We start from the raw sequence: 20401 nt of genomic DNA, 5'->3' as shown, positions 1-20401 counted from the left end.
GCCGGGACCGATCCCCACCGTTTGACCCGACACGCGTCGGTACGGTCCGGCCCGGTGCGCGTCCGCCTGGCCCGTACGATCCGCTACGCGCCCCCCGGTGCCCGGTCACTTCACCACGACCACCGCGGAGCCGTGCCCGAACAGCCCCTGGTTGGCGGTGATTCCGAGCCGCGCGCCCGCGACCTGCCGCCCTTCCGCCCGGCCGCGGATCTGGCGGACCAGCTCGCAGACCTGCGCGATGGCCTGGGCGGGTACGGCCTCGCCGAAGGACGCCAGGCCGCCGCTGGTGTTGACCGGGATGGCGCCGCCCAGCGCGGTCGCCCCCGACCGCAGCAGCTTGGCGCCCTCACCCGCCGCGCACAGGCCCAGATCCTCGTACCACTGGAGTTCCAGGGCGGTCGACAGGTCGTAGACCTCCGCCAGGTCGAGGTCTCTCGGCGCGATCCCGGCTTCCTCGTACGCCGCCGCCGCGATCGAGGCGCGCGGCTCCCGTCCGGGCGGGGACACGGCGACGGCGGAGTCACTCGCGATGTCCGGCAAGTCCGGTACGGTGCGCGGGTATTGGGGCGTCACGGTGGAGACCGCGCGGATCCGTACCGGGGCGGAGGTGTGCCGCCGGGCGAAGTCCATGCTCGACAGCACGAGCGCGGCGCCGCCGTCCGAGGTGGCGCAGATGTCCAGCAGCCGCAGCGGATCGGCGACGACCGCGGAGGCCGCGATCTCTTCGGCGCTGACCGGCTCGCGGTAGCGGGCCAGTGGATTGGCCGCGCCCGCACGGGAGTTCTTGACCTTGACCTGCGCGAAGTCGTCGAGTGTGTCACCGTGCACGGCCATCCTGCGGCGCGCGTACAGGCCGAAGTAGCCGGGGTTGGTGGCGCCGAGGACCCGGAAGCGCAGCCAGTCGGGGTCGTCGGGCCGCTCGCCGCCCGCGGGGGCGAAGAAGCCCTTGGGCGCGGAGTCGGCGCCGACCACGAGCGCCACGTCGGTGAGGCCCGCCAGGATCTGCGCGCGGGCGGTCGCGATGGCCTGCGCCCCGGAGGCGCACGCGGCGTAGACGCTGGTGACGCGGGCGCCCTGCCAGCCGAGCGCCCGCGCGAAGGTCGCGCCCGCGACGTATCCGGGATAGCCGCCGCGTACGGTGTCGGCGCCCACCACCGACCGCACCTCGCGCCAGTCGAGGCCCGCGTCCGCGAGGGCCTCGCGGGCGGCGGCGACCCCGTACTCGGTGAACGGCCGCCCCCACTTGCCCCAGGGGTGCATGCCGGCGCCGAGCACCGCGATGTCGGCGGTCATCGGGCACCGCCCACGGGCCGCCAGTTCCAGGTGCCGCGCCCGTTGCCGGCGCCGCCCGTACTGTCGGCTGCCGTCTCCCCGAGCACCCCGGGCACCAGCTCGACCGGCATCCCGACCGCGAGATCGGCCGGGGTCACCCCGGGTGCCGCCTGTCCCAGCACGACCATCCGCTCGTCCGCCAGCTCGACGGCGACCAGGGTGTACGGCTGCCACGCGCGCCCGGGGTCCGAGGGATACGGCGGCGGCGTCCGGTAGCGGGCGTCGGTGTACGACCAGACGTGCCCGGTCCTGGACAGCGGGAACTCGTCCAAGTCGGCACCCGCGCACGCGGGGTTGCGGCAGAAGGAGTCCTCACGGGGGAAGAACACGCTTCCGCAGTCGCGGCACCGGGTGCCGAGCAGCCGGAAGTCGGGTCCCGTCCCCTCGGTGAACCAGCCCTCGACCACCGGCGGTGTGCGCCTGTGCTGCTCCACGCGGCCTCCCCGGCTCGTCATCTGACGGATCGTCAGAAGTGTGCCACGGGCGGCCCGCCGGCGGAACAGCGCCGGACCGCGCGACGTCGGCGGGCCGGAAGGGCCGGTGCGAGGCGGTGTCAAGCGTCGTCGCCCGTGCCGCCCTGCTCCGCCAGCCACTTGTCCGCCGTCTCGGCCAGTTCGGCGTCCCGTCCGGCGAGCATGGTGGTGATCATCTTGACGTCGCCGCGCAGCGACCACGCCGGGTGCCCGAAGGTCGCCGGATTGTTCTTCTCGATCAGGAAGTGGGCGGGCCACGCCGTTCCGTACCCGATCAGCGGCAGCGCCGCCGCGTACCGCTTGCGGCCCCGCGCCAGGCCGTACCCGGTGACCGCGAGACCGGTGAGCGTGCCCGCCAGGTGCACCCAGCGGGTGGCGGCCTTCGAGTGCATCGCCACGTAGTACGGCCAGAACTCCTCGAAAGTGCTGAACGTCTGCTTCGTCATTACCGCAGAGTAGCGCCGCCGCTGGACGGTGTCAGGGGTCGGTGCTATGGTCTTCTCGTATTGAGAATGACTCACCTTGAGAACAACATGCGGGGTGGGCTCGGCGCGAGACGGGGGCGATCATGACGGACGCGGTGAACACGCCGGAGACGGCGGGGGAGTCGGCGGCGCGGCGGGAGCGGGACTTCCTCGACTCCTACGATCCGCGCGCCTTCGACCCGATCGCCGTGACCGTCGACATCGTCGCGCTGACCCTGCGCGCCGACCGGCTGCACGTACTGGCCGTCGAGCGGGGCGGACCGCCGTTCGCGGGGGAGCGGGCACTGCCGGGCGGATTCGTCCGCGCGGGACGCGAGTCCCTGGACGACGCGGCGGCGCGGGAGTTGGCCGAGGAGACCGGCCTGGACGCCACGGCGCTCGGCCGGGTCCACCTCGAACAGCTCGGCTCCTACGGCGTCCCCGACCGCGACCCGCGCATGCACGTGGTCTCGATCGCGTACCTCGCCTTCGCGCCGGGACTGCCCGATGCCACGCCGGGGAGCGACGCCGCGGGCGCCGCCTGGATCCCCGTCGAAGCAATCCTCCCGAAAGGGCAACCGGACACGGCGCCGCCGCGTCCCTTCGAGCAGGGTCGGCGGACCGGAATCTACGGGGGTGGTACCGGCCGCCGGCCCGCTTCTCACGGGAGCGCTCCCCGGCTCGCCTTCGACCACGACCGCATCCTCGCGGACGGTCTGGAACGCGCCCGCGGAAAGATCGAGTACACCCCGCTGGCCACGGCTTTCCTCGGCGAGACCTTCACCATCAGCGAATTGCGCGCGGTCTACGAGACGGTGTGGGGCGCGCCGCTGCACGCGGGCAACTTCCACCGCAAAGTGCTCTCCGTGCCGGGCTTCGTGGAGTCCACCGGCGAGACCGACAGCCGCCCCGGCAGCAAGGGCGGTCCGCGCGCCCGTCTCTACCGGGCAGGCGATGCCCGGTTGCTGCACCCGGCGCTGCTCCGCCCCGACCGGGAGGACGACGTCCGATGACCGCCACCACGAATCCGCTCGATGACCCGGCCGGTGACCGGACCAACGGCCCGACGCGTGGCGCGAGTCGCGGACCCCTCGGCGACCCCGGCAACGACCCGGCGGGCGCACCGATACGCACCTTCGAGGACGCCCTCGCCGCCCTCGACGCCGACTTCCCGGCCGACGCCCACGACGCGGTCCGCCACTACCGGCGGCTCGCCCGGCTGCTGCACCCCGACGCCGCACCGCCCGGCCGCACCGCGGAGGCCGCCGCGGCCTTCGCCCGGCTGTCCGCCCGCCACCACCACACCGACGAAAGGGCCACCGCTCCCACCGTCACCACCGCGGACCGCCGCTACGTCCTCGGCCCGGTCCTGGCCACCGGCGACCTCGCCGTCCTGCGGACCGCCCACTACGACGAGAACGGCGACCGGCGCGAGGCCGTACTTAAGATCCCGCAACGGCCCCGCGACAACGACCTGTTGGAGCACGAGGCCGACGTGCTGCGCCGCCTCGACACCGTCGGCGAACGGCGGCACCGCGCGTACGCCCCGCAACTGATCGAGAGCTTCAGGCACCGCGACACCGACGGCGTCGAGCGGCACGTCAACGCGCTCGTACCGCTCACCGGCTTCCACACGCTCGCCGAGGTCGCCGCCGCCCACCCCGGCGGCCTCGACCCGCGCGACGCGGCCTGGATGTGGCGCCGCCTGCTGACCGCGCTCGGCTGGGCCCACCGCGCCCGGCTGGTGCACGGCGCCGTCTTCCCCGAACACGTCCTCATCCACCCCGAGTTGCACGGCCTGGTCCTGGTCGACTGGTGCTACGCGACCGCCTTCGACACCCATGTGCCGGTCCTCGTCGACCGGCACAGGGACGCCTATCCGCCCGAGGTCCCGGAGCGCCGACCGGCCTCCCCGGCCACCGACATCCACCTCGCCGCGCTCTGCGTGCGGCAGCTCATGGGCGACCGGGCACCGGCGCCGATGCGCGCCTTCCTGCGCGCGTGCGTCCTGCCCTCGCAGAACGCCCGCCCGCAGGACGCCTGGCAGCTCCTCGGCGAGCTGGACGACCTGCTGGAACGGCTCTACGGGCCGCGCACCTTCCGCCCGTTCGCCATGCCGCACATCTGACAACCGCGACACCACCACCACGACACAAGGGGGAACCACCATGGGCAGCGGAAGCTGGTCCACCAATGTCTACGACGCCGCCGCGCGCTACCGCGCCGCGTCCGGCTCCGGCGCCTTCGCCTACAGCGACCACGTCACCGGCTCGTCCCCGCGCAGCAGTTGGGCGGCCCACCCGTCACTCGACCCCAAGAACATCACCCTGCGGGAGAGCCGCGACTCCGCGGAACACCCCACCTCGCTCGCCATCGCCGTGCTCTTCGACGTCACCGGCTCGATGCGCACCGTGCCGCAGGTGCTCCAGACCAAGCTCCCCGAACTGTTCGGCCTGCTGCTGCGCAAGGGCTACACCGAGCACCCGCAGGTGATGTTCGGCGCGGTCGGCGACGCCACCTGCGACCGGGTGCCCCTCCAGATCGGGCAGTTCGAGTCCGACAACCGGATGGACGACGACCTCGGCAACATCCTCCTGGAGGGCGGGGGCGGCGGCCAGATGAGCGAGTCGTACGAACTCGCGCTCTACACGATGGCCCGGCACACCGCGCTGGACTGCCACGAGAAGCGCGGGCGGCGCGGCTACCTGTTCCTGATCGGCGACGAGATGCCGTACGGCAAGGTCAAGGCGCGCGAGGTGTGGGACGTCCTCGGCGAGCGCATCCCGCAGGACATCCCGATCACCGACATCGTCGCCGAACTCCAGCGCACCTACCACGTCCACTACATCCTCCCGGCGGGCTCCTCCTACGTCGGCAACACCGAAGTGCTCGGCATCTGGCGGAAGTTGCTCGGCCAGAACGTCATCGAGCTGGACGACCTCGACGCGGTCTGCGAGACCATCGCGCTGACCGTCGGCCTCGGCGAGGAGGCGATCGACCTCGCCGCGGGCCTGGCCGACCTGGCCGACGTCGGCTCGGCGGCGGGCGACAGCGTCAGCAAGGCGCTCGCCGGACTCGACCGCGGCAGGGACGGCGCGGCCCGCGGCAGCGCCCTCGCCGTCTCCGACGCGCCCCTCACCGACGGCGACGCGGGTCCCGCCACCACCACGAGGCTGTAGTGCACACCATCGTCGTCGACCTCGGATTCGGGGACGCGGGCAAGGGCGCCGCCGTGGACCGGCTCTGCCAGGACGGTACGGTCCAGGCGGTCGTCCGGTTCAACGGCGGCGCCCAGGCCGCGCACAACGTCGTCACCGCCGACGGCCGCCACCACACCTTCGCGCAGTTCGGCGCCGGCACGCTGCGCGGGGTCCGCACCCACCTGTCGCGGTTCATGACCGTCGACCCGCTCGCGCTGGCCGCCGAGGCCGACCACCTGCGCACGGTCGGCGTCCCCGACCCGTACGCCCTGCTGTCCGTCGACCGCGCGGCGCCGATCGCCACCCCGTACCACGCCGCCGCCAACCGGCTGCGGGAGCAGGCGCGCGGCGCCGACCGGCACGGCTCCTGCGGGATGGGCGTGGGCGAGGCCGCCGCGTACGCGCTCGCCCACCCCGGCGACGCGCCGACCGTCGGCGACTGCGCGTCACGCCCCCGGCTGCTGCGCCAACTGCGCCTGCTGCGCGACCGGTTGGCGGACGAGTTGGGCCCGCTTCCCGCGCCGCCGGTCGAGGACTGCGCGGAAGTCCTCGCCGCCTTCGCCCGTACGGTCACCCTGACCGACGGGGCCGCGCTGCACGACCTCCTGCGGCGGGGCCCGGTGGTCTTCGAGGGCGCCCAGGGCGTCCTGCTGGACGAATGGCACGGCTTCCACCCGTACACCACCTGGTCCACCACCACCTTCGCCAACGCCGAGACGCTGCTGGCCGAGGCGGGTACACCGGGCGAGGCACGGCGGCTGGGCGTCGTGCGCACCTACACCACCCGGCACGGGCCGGGCCCGCTCGTCACCGAGGACCCGGAGCTGACACCGCTGCTGCCCGAGCCGCACAACGGCCACGGCCGCTGGCAAGGCGCCTTCCGCACCGGCCACTTCGACGCCGTCGCGCACGCGTACGCCGTGGAGGTCTGCGGGGGAGTGGACGCCCTCGCCGTCACCCACCTCGACGCGCCCGCCCGCGCCCGCGGCCTGCGCATCTGCCGCGCCTACGGCATCGACGGCACCCTCGTCGAACGCCTCCCGCCGGGTCCGCCCGGCGACCTGGCCCGCCAGGCCGCCCTCACCGCGCGCCTCCAGCGCGCCCGCCCGGCCCTGTGGGACACGCCCGGACGCGACCCGCGCCGCTGGTCGGACGCGATCGGCGCGGCCCTGGGCGCCCCCGTCCTGCTGGAGTCCTCGTCCCCGACCCGCCAGGTCCTGCGCAAGCCGCCCCGCGGCCCCGAAGCCGGCCCGACCCGCAAGGCCGCCTCTGAAGCGGCCCGGCACCCCACCCGCACGACCGCTCTCCGATAGGGTCCCGCCGTGGCCAAGGACTCTCACTGCTCGTCATGCGGCGCGCCCTTCGGCGCCGACCCCGGATGGCCGCGCACCTGCGGGAACTGCGGGGCCGTCAGCTACCGCAACCCGCTGCCCGTCGCCGTCGCCCTGCTCCCGGTACGGCACACCGACGGCACGGGGCTCGTCGTGATCCGCCGGACGATCGAGCCGCGCCTGGGCCGACTCGCCCTGCCCGGAGGCTTCATCGACTTCGGCGAGAGCTGGGAACAGGCCGTCGTCCGGGAGCTGTCGGAGGAGACCGGCATCCTTGCCTCGGCGGCGGACGTCACCCTCGCCGACGCGCTCACCGACGAGGACGGCGGATATCTGCTGCTGTTCGGCCTGCTGCCGGAGCGCGACGCGGCCGAACTGCCGCCGTCCGTACCGACCGACGAGACCGACGGGCACCAGATCCTGCCGCGCCCGGCCGAGTTGGGCTTCCCCCTGCACACCCTGGCCGCCCGCCGCTGGTTCGACGGCGCTTACGACACGCCGCCGCACACCCGGTAACCGGTCGGCCCCTACGACGCCGTGCCGCGCACCCGCACCCGGTAGCCGACCGGCTCCCCGGCGTCCGCGCCGTCCCGCTCCACCACGACCTCGCCGTCCGCCCACCGAGAGGTGAACCGTTCCATCCGCGCCGTGCCCCAGCCCTCCGGGTCGCCGCTGAAGACGACACCGCTCCCGGTACGGCCGAGTCGCGGTGCCCACACCTCCAGTTCGACCTCGCCGTCCGCCCCGGCCACCGGCACGATCGCACCCGCCCGAGCCAGTACCGGAATCCGGCCCAGCGGCGCGTCGAGCAGCACCTGACCGGGCCCGCGGTGCGCGGTACCGGTCGCGGTGTCGTACCACAGGCCGCGCGGCAGCCGTATCGCCCGCGTCAGCGAACCCGGTTCGAGCACCGGAGCCACCAACAGCGCGTCGCCCAGCAGGAAAGCGTCACCGCACTCGCGCAACGCCCGGTCACCCGGCGCGTTCCACCACAGCGGGCGGACGTACGGGGCGCCGGTGCGGTGCGCGACGTGCGCCAGCGACTCCAGATACGGCAGCAGCCGCACCCGCTCGGTCAGCGCGGCCCGCGCGTGCTCCAGCACCTCGGGGCCGAACTCCCACGGCTCGCGCCGCCCCGCGTCGATCGCCGAATGGGTGCGGAAGAACGGCAGATACGCGGCGAGTTGGAACCAGCGCAGATACAGCTCGGGCGACGGTGAACCGGTGAAGCCGCCCACGTCGGGGCCCGAGTACGGCACCCCGCACAGGCCGAGCCCGAGGACCAGCGACAGGGACGCGCGCAGCCCCGGCCAGCCGGTCGCCACATCGCCCGACCAGGTGCCGCCGTACCGTTGCATGCCCGCCCAGCCGGAGCGCGAGAAGAGGAACGGCCGCTGTTCGGGGCGCAGTTCGCGCAGCCCTTCGTAGCCCGCGCGGGCCATCGTCAGGCCGTACACATTGTGCGCCTCGCGGTGGTCGCCGCCTCGGCCCTCCAAAGAGTGCCGCGCCGAGCGCGGCAGGGTGTTCTCGCCGAAGGACACGAAGGACACCGGCTCGTTCATGTCGTGCCAGACCCCGGAGAAGCCCTGATCGAGGCGCTCGGCGTACAACCGGCCCCACCACGCCCGCACCTGGGGGTCGGTGAAGTCGGGGAAGGCCGCATCGCCCGGCCAGACCACGCCGTTGACCTCCCGGCCCCGCGCGTCCCGCACGAACGCGCCTTCCTCGGTGCCGCTGTCGTAGACCGCCACACCGGGCTCCGCCTTCACCGCCGGGTCCACGATCGACACCATCCGGATCCCGGACTCGGCCAACTCCGCGGCCAGACCGGGCAGATCGGGAAACCGGCCCTTGTCGACGGTGAAGACCTGGTGGCCGTCGAAGTGGTCGATGTCCAGATGCAGCACCGACAGGGGCAGTTCCCGCTCGCGGTAGCCCGCCACGACCCGCCGCACCTCCCGCTCGCTGCCGAAGCCCCAGCGCGAGTGGTGGTGGCCCAGCGCCCAGCTCGGCGGCAGCGCGGGCCTGCCGGTCAGCGCCGTCCAGCCGTTGAGCACCCGCGACGGTGTACCGGTGATCACCCAGTAGCGCAGCGGCCCGCCGTCCATCCGCAGCTCGCAGCCGCCCGGCCGGTCGTGGCCCGAGCCCGCGCCCTCCTCACCGTCCCGCAGCGTCACCCTGCCGTCCCACGTGTTGTCGTGGAAGACCAGGTGGCAGCCCGCGTCGGCGACCACGAGCTGCACCGGCATGGTGATGTACAGCGGGTCGTCGCCCGGCTCGAAGGAGCCGTCGGGGTCGGTGTTCCACAGCCGGTAGCCGCCCGCGGGCAGCCGCGGTCCCACGGCCCGACCGCCGAGCCCGTACACCCGCGCGTCGGCCGGGGTCTCCGAGCGCTGCACCCAGCGCGCGCCCACCCCCGGCTCACCGCCGGTCGGCTCCCACCAGCGCGGCGGCAGCTCCCTGCGCAGCAGCACGCCGCCGGGCGTGCGGATCTCCACCGCGCCGTGCCGCGACACCAGGACGGTGACGCGCTCGGACACCACCCGCCAGCCGTCCTTGTCCGGTTCGAGGATCGCCCGCAGATCCGCCTCGGGCCGCCCGCCGGCCAGCGCGTACGACGGGTCGGGATCCGCGCCGTCCCAGCCGCAGAAGACAGCGCCGCCGATCGCCACCCGTACCCGCAGCACGGAGCGCGCGAACCGCACCCGGCCGCCGCCGGGCAGCGGCTCCACCTCCTGCGCGGCGCCCGGCACCCGGGCGCGCTCGGCGCCGCGCCGCGGCAGATCCCGCGCGTCCGTGCGCTGCCGCCGCCAGGCCGAGCGTGTGGCACGCCGGCCCTCGGCGGAACCCGCCGTCCGCACCGACCGCAGCAGGTCCCGAGCGTCCATGCCCCCACCCTTCCATCGAAACCGCCGGTCGCGCCGCTCGTTCAGCCACCGTTCACCTGGAGGGGGCGGTGCGCGACCCGCGCCGGTCGCCGGCGCCGCCGACCCGGACCGCACCCCGCGCCCGTGCCCTCCCGGCGGCGGGGCCGGGCCCGCGCGGGCCCGGTGAGTGATCTTCCCAGGGATCTTGGCGGGAACCCCGGCGGGAGCCGGAAACAGAGCCACCCCGTCGCCGCCCCGCCGCCCGGACCACCCCCTCGGAACCCCTCGTCAGAGCCCCCGCCGACCCCCGCCGCGCGACCCGTGGGCCACCCCGCCCTGGCGCCGAAGACGATCACATGGCATCGTCCTGCCCAGGCCCGGGGCGGGACATTCCGCCCGCAGGGGACCAGCCGCAGATACGCGACGACGCGTACCGTCCGGGGAGCCGCCCATATGAGCACCACGCCCGAGCCCGCCGACAGCCCGGAGCCCCTGTGGACGCCGGGACCCGAGCGGATCGCCCGCGCGCAGGTGACCCGGTTCCAGGACTGGACGGCCGAGCGGTACGGCGCCCCGGCAGCCGTGCCCGGCGACCCCGCCGCGAGCTACCACGCGCTGCACGCCTGGTCGGTCCGCGACCCCGACGCCTTCTGGCGCGCGATCACCGAGTGGTACGACGTCCGCTTCAGCACCCCGTACGAGACGGTGCTCGCCGACGCCTCGATGCCCGGCGCCCGCTGGTTCCCCGGCGGGACCCTCAACTACGCGGAGCACGCGCTGCGCCCGGCCCTCGACCCGGCCCGCGCGGACACCCCCGCCCTGCTGCACCTGGACGAGAGCCATGAGACCGGCACGGTGAGCTGGGCCGAACTCAGCCTCCAGGTCGCCTCGCTCGCCGCGGCCCTGCGCCGCCTCGGCGTCACCCCCGGCGACCGCGTCAGCGGCTACCTCCCCAACATCCCGCAGGCCGTCGTCGCGCTGCTCGCCACCGCGGCCGTCGGCGGCGTATGGACCTCCTGCGCCCCGGACTTCGGTGCCCGCAGCGTCCTCGACCGCTTCCAACAGGTCGAGCCCGTCGTGCTGTTCACCGTGGACGGCTACCGCTACGGCGGCAAGCGGCACGAACGGACCGACGTCGTCACCGAACTGCGCGCAGGGCTGCCCTCGTTGCGCGCCACCGTGCACATCCCGCTGCTCGGCACGCCCGCCCCCGAAGGCGCCCTGGACTGGGCGGATCTGACCGCCGATGACACCGCGCCCGCGTACGAGGCCGTGCCCTTCGACCACCCGCTGTGGGTGCTCTACTCCTCCGGCACCACGGGACTGCCCAAGGCCATCGTGCAGTCCCAGGGCGGCATCCTGCTCGAACACCTCAAGCAGACCGGCCTCCACCTTGACCTCGGCCCGGACGACCGCTTCTTCTGGTACACCTCCACCGGCTGGATGATGTGGAATTTCCTGGTCTCCGGGCTCCTGGCCGGTTCCACCGTCGTGCTCTACGACGGCAGCCCCGGCTACCCCGACGTCGCCGCCCAGTGGCGGGTGGCGGAACAGACCGGCACCACCGTCTTCGGCACCTCCGCCGCGTATGTGATCGCCTGCCGCAAGGCGGACATCCACCCCGGCCGTGACGTCGACCTGTCGGCCGTCAAGTGCGTGGCCACCACCGGCTCGCCGCTGCCGCCCGACGGCTTCCGCTGGCTGCACGACGAGGTCAAGGAAGACCTGTGGATCGCGTCGGTCAGCGGCGGCACCGATGTGTGCAGTTGCTTCGCGGGCGGTGTCCCCACCCTCCCCGTGCACATCGGTGAGCTCCAAGCGCCGTGCCTGGGGACCGACTTGCAGGCGTGGGACGCGCAGGGCCGCCCGGTCGTCGACGAGGTCGGCGAGCTGGTCGTCACCAACCCCATGCCGTCCATGCCCATCAGGTTCTGGAACGACCCGGACGGCGCCCGCTACCGCGAGAGCTACTTCGAGATGTTCCCCGGCGTGTGGCGGCACGGCGACTGGATCACCCTCACCTCGCGCGGCACGGTCGTCATCCACGGCCGCTCCGACTCCACCCTCAACCGCCAGGGCGTCCGCATGGGTTCCTCCGACATCTACGAGGTCGTCGAACGCCTGCCGGAGATCCGCGAGTCGCTGGTCATCGGGATCGAACAGCCCGACGGCGGCTACTGGATGCCGCTGTTCGTGCAGCTCGCCGACGGCGCGGAACTGAACGACGCGCTGCGCGACCGGATCCGCACCGCGATCCGCGCCCAGCTCTCGCCGCGCCACGTACCCGACGAGGTCATCGCCGTCCCCGGCGTCCCCCACACCCTCACCGGCAAGCGCATCGAGGTCCCCGTCAAACGGCTCCTCCAGGGCACCGCCCTCGACAAGGCCGTCAACCCGGGTTCGGTGGACGACCTCGGGGTGCTGCGCTTCTACGAGCGGCTCGCCGCCGAACGCGCGAAGGGCCGCTCGTAGAAGGTCACTTCAGGTGCCGACGGTCACGTCCGCGCCGCCGTCATCCGGTGTACGCCGCGAAGATCTTCGAGAACTCGTACGGCGTCTGCGAGATGTTGGTGCACTTGTAGGTGGCGCCGGTGCACGCGTTTGCGTCCCGGCCCTCCTCCCAGAACGAGAGCATGCCCAGGTGCTTGCTCTGCGCGAAGGCGACGAGCTGACGGGCGTCGGCCTGGTCGTAGACGTGTCCGTCGTCGTTCTGGCCGAGCATCGGCGTCACGCCGACCATCGCCCAGAGCTGCGCGTCGGACTTGGTCGGATAGAGGGGCTTGAGCTGTCCGAACAGGCTGTTGGCGGCCTGGACCGCCGCGTCGCCGTAGTCGACGCTCTGGTAGTAGTCCATGGCCATCACATTGACCATGTCCAGGTTGACGCCCGCGTTCTTCGCGGAGGTGACCACGTTCAGCCCGTTCGCGTCGAGACCGTTGGGCAGCACGGGCAGGGTCAGCGAGATCCGCAGATTCGGGTGGGACTGCTGGAGCAGCGCCAACGCCTGTGAGCGCAGGGCGATCGACGCGGGTTCCGCGACCGCCGAGCCCTCGATGTCGAAGTCGACGTAGGACAGGTTGTACGCGTCGACCACGGCGCCGTACTCGGTGGCCAGCGCACTGGCCGAACCGCACGCCTGGGCCAGCTCGATGCCGCTCGCGCCGCCGAAGGAGACCTTCACGTCCCCGCCGGCCGCCCTGATGGCGTCGATCTGGTCCTTCGCCCACGCCTGGCGCGGGTCATAGGCGTTGAACCACGACGCCTTGCAGCCCGCCGAGGTCACGAAGGCGAGCGTGAAGCTCTTCACGCCGCTCGCCTGGGACATCGCCGTGAGACTCGGCGTCGGCCAGGCGCCCATGTCCACGTACGGCGCGGTACGGATCACGCCGGGGCTCGGATTCCCGCCGCCACCGGTCGCGCTCGTGGCGCCGCTGACGGCCGCGCTGTACGCCGAGTAGTTGCCCGCCGCGTCCTTGGCGCGGACCTGGAAGGAGTACGCGGTGGACGCCGCGAGACCCGTCGCGGTGTACGAGGTGCCGGTCACGGCGACCGGCGTGCCGCCGTTGCGTGAGACCTCGTAACCGGCCACGGAACCGGAGTTGTCGGTCGAGGCGTTCCACTTCACCGTCAGCGAGGAGCTGGTCGGCGAGCCCACGGTGACGCCGCCGGGCACGGTCGGAGGCGTGGTGTCGGAACCGCCGCCACCGCCGCCCGCGTCGCAAGAAGCCCCGTTGAGCTTGCAGTTGGCCGGGGTGGCGGTTCCCGAACCCACCCAGCCGAAGACGGCCGAGGCGCCCGGCGCGAGCGTCCCGTTGTAGTCGCGGTTGGTGAACGTGTAGTGCGTGCCGCCGGACGTGGCGGACTGGGTCAGCAGCGCGTCCCAGTAGCTGCCGACGCTGCTGCCGGAGGCCAGGTCGAACTCGACCTTCCAGGAACTGATCGCGGAACCGCTGCCGTTGGTGATCGTGTACTGCGCCTGGTAGCCGCTGCCCCAGTCCGAGGTCTTGGCGAAGGCCGCGCCGACGCCGCCGGCCGCCGAGGCGGGAGGAACGAGGAACAGGACGAGCGTGCCGAAGAGCGCGAGGAGGAGTGTGAGGGATCTTCGCATGCCGGACTCCCATTTGGTCTGTACCAATGCCGCCCAGGATCTGGATACTTGACCGGCGCCGCCCCCGTCAATAGCGCCGCTGGCACCTCACTGACCACCCCCGTCACGGTGCGGTGCCTCAACCCCCGTACGTGCTCGCGGAGTCGGCGAGCACGCGACCGAAGTCGGCGGCCAGCACGGCCGCTTCCGGCACCCGCAGGTCCGCGACGGTGATCCGTACGCCCGGACCCGCACCGATCCGGAACCGCGACCCGCCCGCCACCCACCAGCCCTGCGATCGCAGGCCGTTGACGACCGCGGCCTCGTCGCGCACCGGCACCCACACATTCAGACCGCTCACCGCGGCCCCGGTGATCCCGTGCTCCGCGAGCGCCGCGATCAGCGCCTCGCGGCGCTCGGTGTACGCCGTCCCCGCCGCGGCGACCCGTTCCGCCGTCGCCGGATCGGTCATCAGCCGGACCACCGTCTCCTGGAGCACATGGCTGACCCAGCCCGACGTCAGCAGCATCCGGCCGTCGTGCCGGGCGAGCGTGACGGGGTCGCAGGCCATCGCTGTCCACCGCAGATCGGTGCCCAGATGCTTGGAGACCGTACGGATCTGCGCCCATCGCCCCGGACCCCGCGCCCCCGCCGTGGTGAGCGAGTGCAGCGGACCGCCCGCCGTGTCCGCGCTGTGGTCGTCCTCGACGACCAGCACCTCGGGCGACCCCGCCAGCACCGCGAGCAACTCCTCCCGGCGCGCCTCCGACACCCGCGACCCGTACGGATTCTGCGCGCGCGGACACAGCACCACCGCCCGCGCGCCGGCCCGCAGCGCCGACCGCAGCGCTTCCGGCCGCATCCCCTCGTCGTCCACCGCCACCGCGAGCGTCCGCAGCCCCAACGCCGGTACGAGATCGAGCAGATGGTGGAAGCCGGGGTCCTCGACGGCCACCGCGTCGCCGGGTCGCAGCTCCACCGACAGCAGCCGCGCGACGCAGTCCAGCGCGCCGTGCGCGAAGGTCACCTGCCCGTCGGGCACCCCGTCCCGGCGGAACCACGCCCGCGCCAGCTCCTCCAACTGCGGCAGCCGGGGCGAGGCGCGGTGCGAACGCGCGCCGGGCGACAGCCGTCCCGGCGGCACCAGATCCGGCAGGAAGGCCGGGTCCGGATGGCCGCCCGCCAGATCCCGCAGCCCCTCTGGCACCCGGGGCGGACGCCGCGAGGCCACCGAGGGCGCCGACGCGACCACCGTCCCGCCGCGCCCGCGCGTCACCACGATCCCGCGCCGCCGCAGCTCCTTGTACGCCGTCGCCACCGTCCCCGGACTGACGCCGAGTCCGTCCGCCAGCGTCCGCACCGGCGGCAGCGCGTCCCCCGGGCGCAACCGCCCTTCGGTCACCGCCCGTTCGGCCGACGCGGCAATCTCCCTGGCCGTCGCACCGCTGATCGCATATTGTGTTGCCACATACATGAGTATGTACCAATACAAAGCCGTACGGCAAGCGAGTACGTGGCGGACGAGCGGCGAACGAACCCGGTGACGAGGGGGAGCGGACACGATGCGGATACCGCCGATACCAGGAGGCCCGGACGGGCGGCGGATGCTCTGGATCAACCTCATCGACAAGACCGGCTCAGGACTCTGGGTCGCCGTCACCGCCCTCTACTTCGTCCTCATCGGCGGACTCAGCACCGGCCAGGCCGGACTGCTGCTCGGCCTCGGCGGCGCCGCCGGCATCGCGGGCGCGCCCGTCGCGGGCCGCCTGGCCGACCGCGTGCCGCTCACCCGCGTGCTGTTCGCCGTCCAACTCCTGCGCGGCGCCTCCAGCCTGCTGCTCCTGCTCGCCCACGGCTTCTGGCAACTGCTGCCCCTGGTCGCCCTCGGCAGCTTCGGCGAACGCTCCGCCTCCGTCCTCACCAAACTCTTCGCCGCCCGCGTCGCGGGACCCGACCGCGCCCGCTACCAGGCCGTACAGCGCACCGTCGTCAACGTCGGCTACACCGTCGGCGGCCTCGGCGCCTCCGCCGCCCTGGCCATCGGCACCAGCGCGGTCTACCGCGGCCTGCTCCTCGGCGACGCCCTGTCCTTCGTCCTCGTCGCCGCCCTGGTCGCCCGCTGCGCCGAACCCCCCTCGGCCAGCAGAACCGTCGCCGCCCACACCGCCCCGACCGCCACCACGGCCACAACCTCCCTCCCGCACCGCGAAGTCGGCGCCCCCTCGAACCCCTGGCGGGACCGCGGATACCTCCTCTACGCCGCCCTCGACTCGGCGATGTTCCTGTACGGCTGCGCGCTCAGCGTCGGCATGCCGCTGTGGATCATCACCCGCACCGACGCCCCGCACGGCCTCGCAGCCGCCATCTTCGTCGTCAACACCGTCATCGTGGTCGCCTTCCAGGTCCGGCTCTCCCGGCACGGCAGGACCCCACGCGTCGCCGCCGACTCCCTGCGCCGGGTCGCCGTATGGTTCCTGCTCTCCGGAGCCGCCACGGCCGTCGCCGTCGTCCACACGCGATGGGCCGCGACCGCCGCGATCCTCGCCGCCGCCATCGCCTTCACCGTCGTCGAGATGATCCAGTCCGCCATCTCCTGGGAACTGTCCGTCGCCCTCGCACCCGACGACGCACAGGGCAGCTACGTCGGCGTGCACGGCCTCGCCCAGTCCACCTCACGCTGCGTCGGCCCGCTGCTCATGACCTCCGTCGTCATCGCCACAGGACCGACCGGCTGGATCGCGCTCGGCGCCGTACTCGCCGCCGCAGCGCTCCTGCAACGCCGCCTGGTCCTGCGCCGCCTCGACCGACCGCACCCGACCGCCGCAGAACCGCCGTTGTCAGTGCCCCCGGTTACGGTGAGTGAGCACTAGGGGTCATCGGGACCCCGGTGCCACACCGAGGGGGAAGCATGTCCAGCACCAAGAACCGCACCACCCACCGCAAGAACCGCCACGCCCGCGCCGACCAGGCACAACGCCCGCCCCGGCACCGCGCGGCCCACCGCAGGGCGCTGCGCCGCGAAGCCCCCACCGTCGTCGCCCTGCTCCTGGACGACGAGGACTTCGCGGCCCTGACCGACCACCGCAGCTTCGCCTTCGACAACTACGCACAGTATCTGCACGCCGTCGACGCCTTCCTCCGCCACCTGCACGCCCAGGGCCACCACATCGCCGTCACACTCTTCGACCCCGACGCCTACGCCGACTACTGCACCACCACCCGCCAGCCCCCGGACAGCGCCACCACCCGCACCCACTACACCGCGGAGGCGACCGCCGCGGGCCCCTCCATCGCCTACACCCGCCAGTCCCTCACCCTGCTGCGCGCCCAACTCGCCCACGAAGCCGACCGCCGCGCCACCTGGGAGAGCGCCACCGACGCCCTCACCCGGGCCGGCACCTGCCCCGACTGCGGACAGGACCTCGCCCACTGCGCCTTCGACCGCGCCTCCGACACCCTGCTGCGCCTCATCGAGACCGTCGGCCCCGGCACCCACCACGTCGTGTGCAGCCTCCCCGCCGACGACGGCCCACTGCTCGCCGCCGTCCACGTACACGCCGACACCGACGACACGATCGAACTCGCGGAGAACGACGCCCTCGTGCTCTGCACCGTCATGGCCGCCAGCACCGCCACCGGCCGGACCGGAGGCGTCGTCCTGCGCACCACCCACGACGACGAACGGCCCGACACCGTACGCGGCTGGTCCCTGCGCGACGGCCACCTCCACCCGCTCACCGAAGCGGAGGTCTTCAACGCCTACTGCACCGACGCCGCCACCGGCGACCCCGTACCGCCCGAGCACGGCGTCGTCTACCGCGCGGGACTCCCCCTGCCGCCACCGCCCGTCGACCGCATCGGCCCGACGGGTCCCTTCGGACCCCTCACATGAGGGAGAGGCCGCAGTACGGGACCGGCTAGCGCGGAACACCGGGCCGATGACAAAACGGCGGAGGGCGCCCCACCCCGCACGGGTGGAACGCCCTCCGCCAACCGGCCCGACCGCCGTCGTAGCCGTCGTCGGCTCACTCGCCGGACAGCACGCCCTGCGCCGCCCGCCGCGCATCATCGGCGCTGTCGGTCGCCCGAGCCGCGGCAGCCGCACGCTCGCACTGCGCCAGCGTGTACTTCGCCAACGTCGCCCGCACATAAGGAATCGACGCCGCACCCATCGAAAGGCTGGTGACACCCAGACCCGTCAGCACACACGCGAGCAGCGGATCCGCCGCCGCCTCACCGCACACACCACAGCTCTTGCCCTCGGCCCGAGCCGCGTCCGCGGACGCCGCCACCAGGTCGAGCAGCGCGGGCTGCCACGGGTCCTGAAGCCGCGACACCGCACCGACCTGCCGGTCCGCCGCGAAGGTGTACTGCGCCAGGTCATTGGTGCCGAGCGACAGGAACTCGACCTCCTGGAGAATCGACCGCGCCCGCAGCGCAGCCGACGGAATCTCCACCATCGCGCCGAACTTCGCCCGCAGCCCCGCCGCACGGCACGCGTCCGCGAACGCCTTCGCGTCCTGACGGTCCGCCACCATCGGCGCCATGACCTCCAGATACACCGGAAGCCCCTCCGACGCCTTCGCCAGCGCGGTGAGCTGCGTCCGCAGCACCTCCGGGTGGTCGAGCAGCGACCGCAGCCCCCGCACACCCAGCGCCGGGTTGGGCTCGTCCGCGGGCGTCAGGAACTCCAGCGGCTTGTCGGCGCCCGCGTCGAGCACGCGCACCACCACCCGGCCCTCGGGGAACGCCTCGAGCACCTGGCGGTACGCCTGAACCTGCTTGTCCTCCGTCGGCGCCTTCGAGGAGTCGTCCAGGAACAGGAACTCCGTACGGAACAGACCCACGCCCTCCGCCCCCGCCGCCACCGCCGCGGGCACATCGGCCGGCCCGCCGACATTCGCCAGCAACGGCACCTTGTGCCCGTCCGACGTCGCACCAGGACCCGACGACGCCGACAGCGCCGCCTTCCGGGCCGCCGCCGCCTCGGACAGCGCGGTCCGCTTCTCCTGGTCCGGCTCGACGAACACCTCACCGGTGCTGCCGTCGACCGCGATCAGCGTCCCCTCGGCCAGCTCACCCGCACCAGGCAGCGCCACCACGGCCGGCACCCCGAGCGCCCGCGCCAGAATCGCGCTGTGACTGGTCGGCCCGCCCTCCTCGGTGACGAAACCGAGCACCAACGCAGGGTCGAGCAGCGCCGTGTCCGCAGGCGCCAGATCACGCGCGATCAGCACATACGGCTCGTCGCTGTCCGGCACACCTGGCATCGGCACACCCAGCAGCCGCGCGACGATCCGGTTCCGCACGTCGTCCAGATCCGCGACCCGACCGGCCAGATACTCACCAGCGCCCGCCAACAGCGCCCGGTAGGAGGCGAAAGCGTCGTACACCGCGCGCTCGGCCGTACTCCCCACCGCGATCCGGCGCTCGGCGTCGGCCAGCAGCTCCGGGTCCTGCGCCATCAGCGCCTGCGCCTCAAGCACCGCCTGCGCCTCGCCGCCCGCGAGATGTCCACGCGCGGTCAGATCGGCGGCCACCGCCTCGACGGCCTGCCGCGCCCGGCCCTGCTCGCGCGGAGCGTCGTCCGCCGGGATCTGCTTGGCGGGCGGCTCCAGAACAGCGGTGCCCATGTGCCGTACCTCGCCGATCGCCACACCGTGGCTGACACCGACGCCTCGCAGCGTTGTCTCCATCTCACCCGTCTCCGGTCGATGCGGCGGGTCGATGACGCCGCCGCTTAGGTTGCGTGCCCCCGCTGGCCTGACTCCTGGCGGAGCGCGGGACTACTTCCAGGTGAAGAGAGTGCCGCCCGCTTCGATCTCGCCGCTCTCCGCGACCTCGCCGAGCGCTTCCACCGTGGCCTCGAGCGCGACCACGGGGCACACCGGCGACTTCCCGGCCTCCTCGACGGCCGCCGGATTCCACCGGACGACCTCCTGGCCGCGGCTGACGGTGTCGCCCTTGGACACCAGCAACTCGAATCCCTCGCCATTGAGCTGAACGGTGTCGATGCCGAGGTGCGTCAGTACTCCGTGCCCTTCGTCGTCCACGACGACGAACGCGTGCGGGTGCAGAGAAACAACGACTCCGTCCACCGGGGACACCGCCACCGTCGACTCGCGCACGGGGTCGATGGCCGTACCCGGTCCCACCATGGCGCCGGAGAACACGGGGTCGGGCACTGCCGCGAGCCCGATGGCCCGTCCGGCCAGCGGAGAAGAAACGGTCGTCATGGGAAGCCTCCTATATGCGGAGCTCAAGACGCCGTCACTGCCTGTCACCGGACGGCGAGGCCGCGAGAGCAGCCTAAGTCATGTCAAGTATGGATTCCGCCCGAGCGGAAGCGACCACATGATGACCCTTCCCGATCGGAAGTCTGTCATCCGGCCACCCTCAGCCACCGTGACTGTCACCGCGACCGCAACGGCCGCGGTCGATTTGCTCCGAGCGGGGGAGTCCAGTACGTTGGCACAACCGCCTCGACGAGACCCGCGGAAACGTGTGTGCTCGGAACGGGGTTGGTAATTCCGACCGAATAGCTTCTGCTAAAGTCGGAGACACGACGAAGGGAAAGCCCGGAGGGCCGGTGAAACGGTCTGAAGGAAGCTTCCGTTCCTTGAGAACTCAACAGCGTGCCAAAAGTC

The 20401-nt window shown here is 73.0% G+C and carries 16 protein-coding genes; 8 read left to right on the top strand and 8 right to left on the bottom strand.

Features of this window, described 5'->3' with window-relative positions:
- Nucleotides 1-105: 105 nt before the first annotated feature.
- From ACZ37P_RS32880 to ACZ37P_RS32870, 3 genes are all read right to left on the bottom strand, one after another.
- Nucleotides 106-1293, bottom strand: a complete 1188-nt coding sequence (locus ACZ37P_RS32880; RefSeq protein ID WP_467350033.1) for a lipid-transfer protein — start codon at nucleotides 1291-1293, stop codon at nucleotides 106-108.
- Nucleotides 1290-1766 (bottom strand): Zn-ribbon domain-containing OB-fold protein, encoded by a 477-nt coding sequence (locus tag ACZ37P_RS32875; protein WP_467350031.1) that lies wholly within the window; start codon nucleotides 1764-1766, stop codon nucleotides 1290-1292. The genes ACZ37P_RS32880 and ACZ37P_RS32875 overlap by 4 nt, the downstream gene beginning before the upstream one ends.
- Nucleotides 1767-1885: 119 nt before the next feature.
- Nucleotides 1886-2251, bottom strand: coding sequence for an Mpo1-like protein (locus tag ACZ37P_RS32870; protein WP_391050082.1), 366 nt, complete (start codon nucleotides 2249-2251; stop codon nucleotides 1886-1888).
- Nucleotides 2252-2373: 122 nt separating this feature from the next.
- On the opposite strand from ACZ37P_RS32870, the gene ACZ37P_RS32865 reads away from it, so the two are divergent.
- The 5 genes from ACZ37P_RS32865 to ACZ37P_RS32845 are packed head-to-tail and all read left to right on the top strand — an operon-like array spanning nucleotide 2374 to nucleotide 7316.
- Nucleotides 2374-3282, top strand: coding sequence for an NUDIX hydrolase (locus ACZ37P_RS32865; RefSeq protein ID WP_467350028.1), 909 nt, complete (start codon nucleotides 2374-2376; stop codon nucleotides 3280-3282).
- Complete coding sequence (locus tag ACZ37P_RS32860) at nucleotides 3279-4397, top strand: protein kinase family protein (RefSeq protein ID WP_467350026.1); 1119 nt, start codon at nucleotides 3279-3281, stop codon at nucleotides 4395-4397. The genes ACZ37P_RS32865 and ACZ37P_RS32860 overlap by 4 nt, the downstream gene beginning before the upstream one ends.
- 40 nt (nucleotides 4398-4437) lie before the next feature.
- Entirely contained in the window at nucleotides 4438-5448 is a 1011-nt protein-coding gene (locus tag ACZ37P_RS32855) for a hypothetical protein (RefSeq protein ID WP_401313898.1), read from the top strand.
- Complete coding sequence (locus tag ACZ37P_RS32850) at nucleotides 5448-6782, top strand: adenylosuccinate synthetase (RefSeq protein ID WP_467350024.1); 1335 nt, start codon at nucleotides 5448-5450, stop codon at nucleotides 6780-6782. The genes ACZ37P_RS32855 and ACZ37P_RS32850 overlap by 1 nt, the downstream gene beginning before the upstream one ends.
- A 9-nt stretch (nucleotides 6783-6791) precedes the next feature.
- Nucleotides 6792-7316 carry an NUDIX domain-containing protein gene (locus ACZ37P_RS32845; RefSeq protein ID WP_467350023.1) on the top strand — a complete coding sequence of 175 codons (525 nt, stop codon included), beginning with the start codon at nucleotides 6792-6794 and terminating at the stop codon, nucleotides 7314-7316.
- 11 nt (nucleotides 7317-7327) lie between these two features.
- On the opposite strand, the gene ACZ37P_RS32840 is transcribed toward ACZ37P_RS32845, so the two are convergent.
- On the bottom strand, nucleotides 7328-9688 hold the full coding sequence (locus ACZ37P_RS32840; RefSeq protein WP_467350021.1) for a glycoside hydrolase family 31 protein: 2361 nt from the start codon (nucleotides 9686-9688) through the stop codon (nucleotides 7328-7330).
- Nucleotides 9689-10120: 432 nt separating this feature from the next.
- Between ACZ37P_RS32840 and ACZ37P_RS32835 the strand changes: the two genes are divergently transcribed.
- The gene (locus tag ACZ37P_RS32835) at nucleotides 10121-12139 is read left to right on the top strand and encodes an acetoacetate--CoA ligase (protein ID WP_467350019.1); all 2019 of its coding nucleotides are present in this window, start codon (nucleotides 10121-10123) and stop codon (nucleotides 12137-12139) included.
- A gap of 40 nt (nucleotides 12140-12179) precedes the next feature.
- On the opposite strand, the gene ACZ37P_RS32830 is transcribed toward ACZ37P_RS32835, so the two are convergent.
- Nucleotides 12180-13775, bottom strand: coding sequence for a cellulose binding domain-containing protein (locus tag ACZ37P_RS32830; protein ID WP_401313889.1), 1596 nt, complete (start codon nucleotides 13773-13775; stop codon nucleotides 12180-12182).
- A gap of 118 nt (nucleotides 13776-13893) precedes the next feature.
- Nucleotides 13894-15222, bottom strand: coding sequence for an aminotransferase class I/II-fold pyridoxal phosphate-dependent enzyme (locus tag ACZ37P_RS32825; RefSeq protein ID WP_467350016.1), 1329 nt, complete (start codon nucleotides 15220-15222; stop codon nucleotides 13894-13896).
- Between the two features lie 94 nt (nucleotides 15223-15316).
- Here ACZ37P_RS32825 and ACZ37P_RS32820 point away from each other — a divergent pair, with 94 nt between their 5' ends.
- Both ACZ37P_RS32820 and ACZ37P_RS32815 read left to right on the top strand, forming a co-directional pair.
- Nucleotides 15317-16624, top strand: coding sequence for an MFS transporter (locus tag ACZ37P_RS32820; RefSeq protein ID WP_401724817.1), 1308 nt, complete (start codon nucleotides 15317-15319; stop codon nucleotides 16622-16624).
- A 38-nt stretch (nucleotides 16625-16662) separates the two neighbouring features.
- Entirely contained in the window at nucleotides 16663-17646 is a 984-nt protein-coding gene (locus ACZ37P_RS32815) for a hypothetical protein (protein WP_467350013.1), read from the top strand.
- Between the two features lie 133 nt (nucleotides 17647-17779).
- Here the strand turns inward: ACZ37P_RS32815 and ptsP are convergent, their stop codons facing one another.
- Nucleotides 17780-19450 (bottom strand): phosphoenolpyruvate--protein phosphotransferase, encoded by a 1671-nt coding sequence (ptsP, locus tag ACZ37P_RS32810; RefSeq protein WP_355344101.1) that lies wholly within the window; start codon nucleotides 19448-19450, stop codon nucleotides 17780-17782.
- A gap of 90 nt (nucleotides 19451-19540) precedes the next feature.
- Nucleotides 19541-19990 carry a PTS sugar transporter subunit IIA gene (locus ACZ37P_RS32805; RefSeq protein WP_355344104.1) on the bottom strand — a complete coding sequence of 150 codons (450 nt, stop codon included), beginning with the start codon at nucleotides 19988-19990 and terminating at the stop codon, nucleotides 19541-19543.
- Between the last annotated feature and the right edge of the window lie 411 nt (nucleotides 19991-20401).

This window comes from Streptomyces sp. NPDC024632, from assembly GCF_055559175.1.
Note: the sequence above shows the minus strand (reverse complement) of the source record. Positions and strands in the feature narration are given on the sequence as shown.

Coding starts and splice junctions, on each gene's coding strand:
- ACZ37P_RS32855 (WP_401313898.1), top strand. CDS start 4,438: ATGGGCAGCGGAAGCTGGTCCACCAATGTCTACGACGCCGCCGCGCGC.
- ACZ37P_RS32820 (WP_401724817.1), top strand. CDS start 15,317: ATGCGGATACCGCCGATACCAGGAGGCCCGGACGGGCGGCGGATGCTC.
- ACZ37P_RS32805 (WP_355344104.1), bottom strand. CDS start 19,990: ATGACGACCGTTTCTTCTCCGCTGGCCGGACGGGCCATCGGGCTCGCG.
- ACZ37P_RS32865 (WP_467350028.1), top strand. CDS start 2,374: ATGACGGACGCGGTGAACACGCCGGAGACGGCGGGGGAGTCGGCGGCG.
- ACZ37P_RS32870 (WP_391050082.1), bottom strand. CDS start 2,251: ATGACGAAGCAGACGTTCAGCACTTTCGAGGAGTTCTGGCCGTACTAC.
- ACZ37P_RS32880 (WP_467350033.1), bottom strand. CDS start 1,293: ATGACCGCCGACATCGCGGTGCTCGGCGCCGGCATGCACCCCTGGGGC.
- ACZ37P_RS32840 (WP_467350021.1), bottom strand. CDS start 9,688: ATGGACGCTCGGGACCTGCTGCGGTCGGTGCGGACGGCGGGTTCCGCC.
- ACZ37P_RS32815 (WP_467350013.1), top strand. CDS start 16,663: ATGTCCAGCACCAAGAACCGCACCACCCACCGCAAGAACCGCCACGCC.
- ACZ37P_RS32860 (WP_467350026.1), top strand. CDS start 3,279: ATGACCGCCACCACGAATCCGCTCGATGACCCGGCCGGTGACCGGACC.
- ACZ37P_RS32830 (WP_401313889.1), bottom strand. CDS start 13,775: ATGCGAAGATCCCTCACACTCCTCCTCGCGCTCTTCGGCACGCTCGTC.
- ACZ37P_RS32835 (WP_467350019.1), top strand. CDS start 10,121: ATGAGCACCACGCCCGAGCCCGCCGACAGCCCGGAGCCCCTGTGGACG.
- ptsP (WP_355344101.1), bottom strand. CDS start 19,450: ATGGAGACAACGCTGCGAGGCGTCGGTGTCAGCCACGGTGTGGCGATC.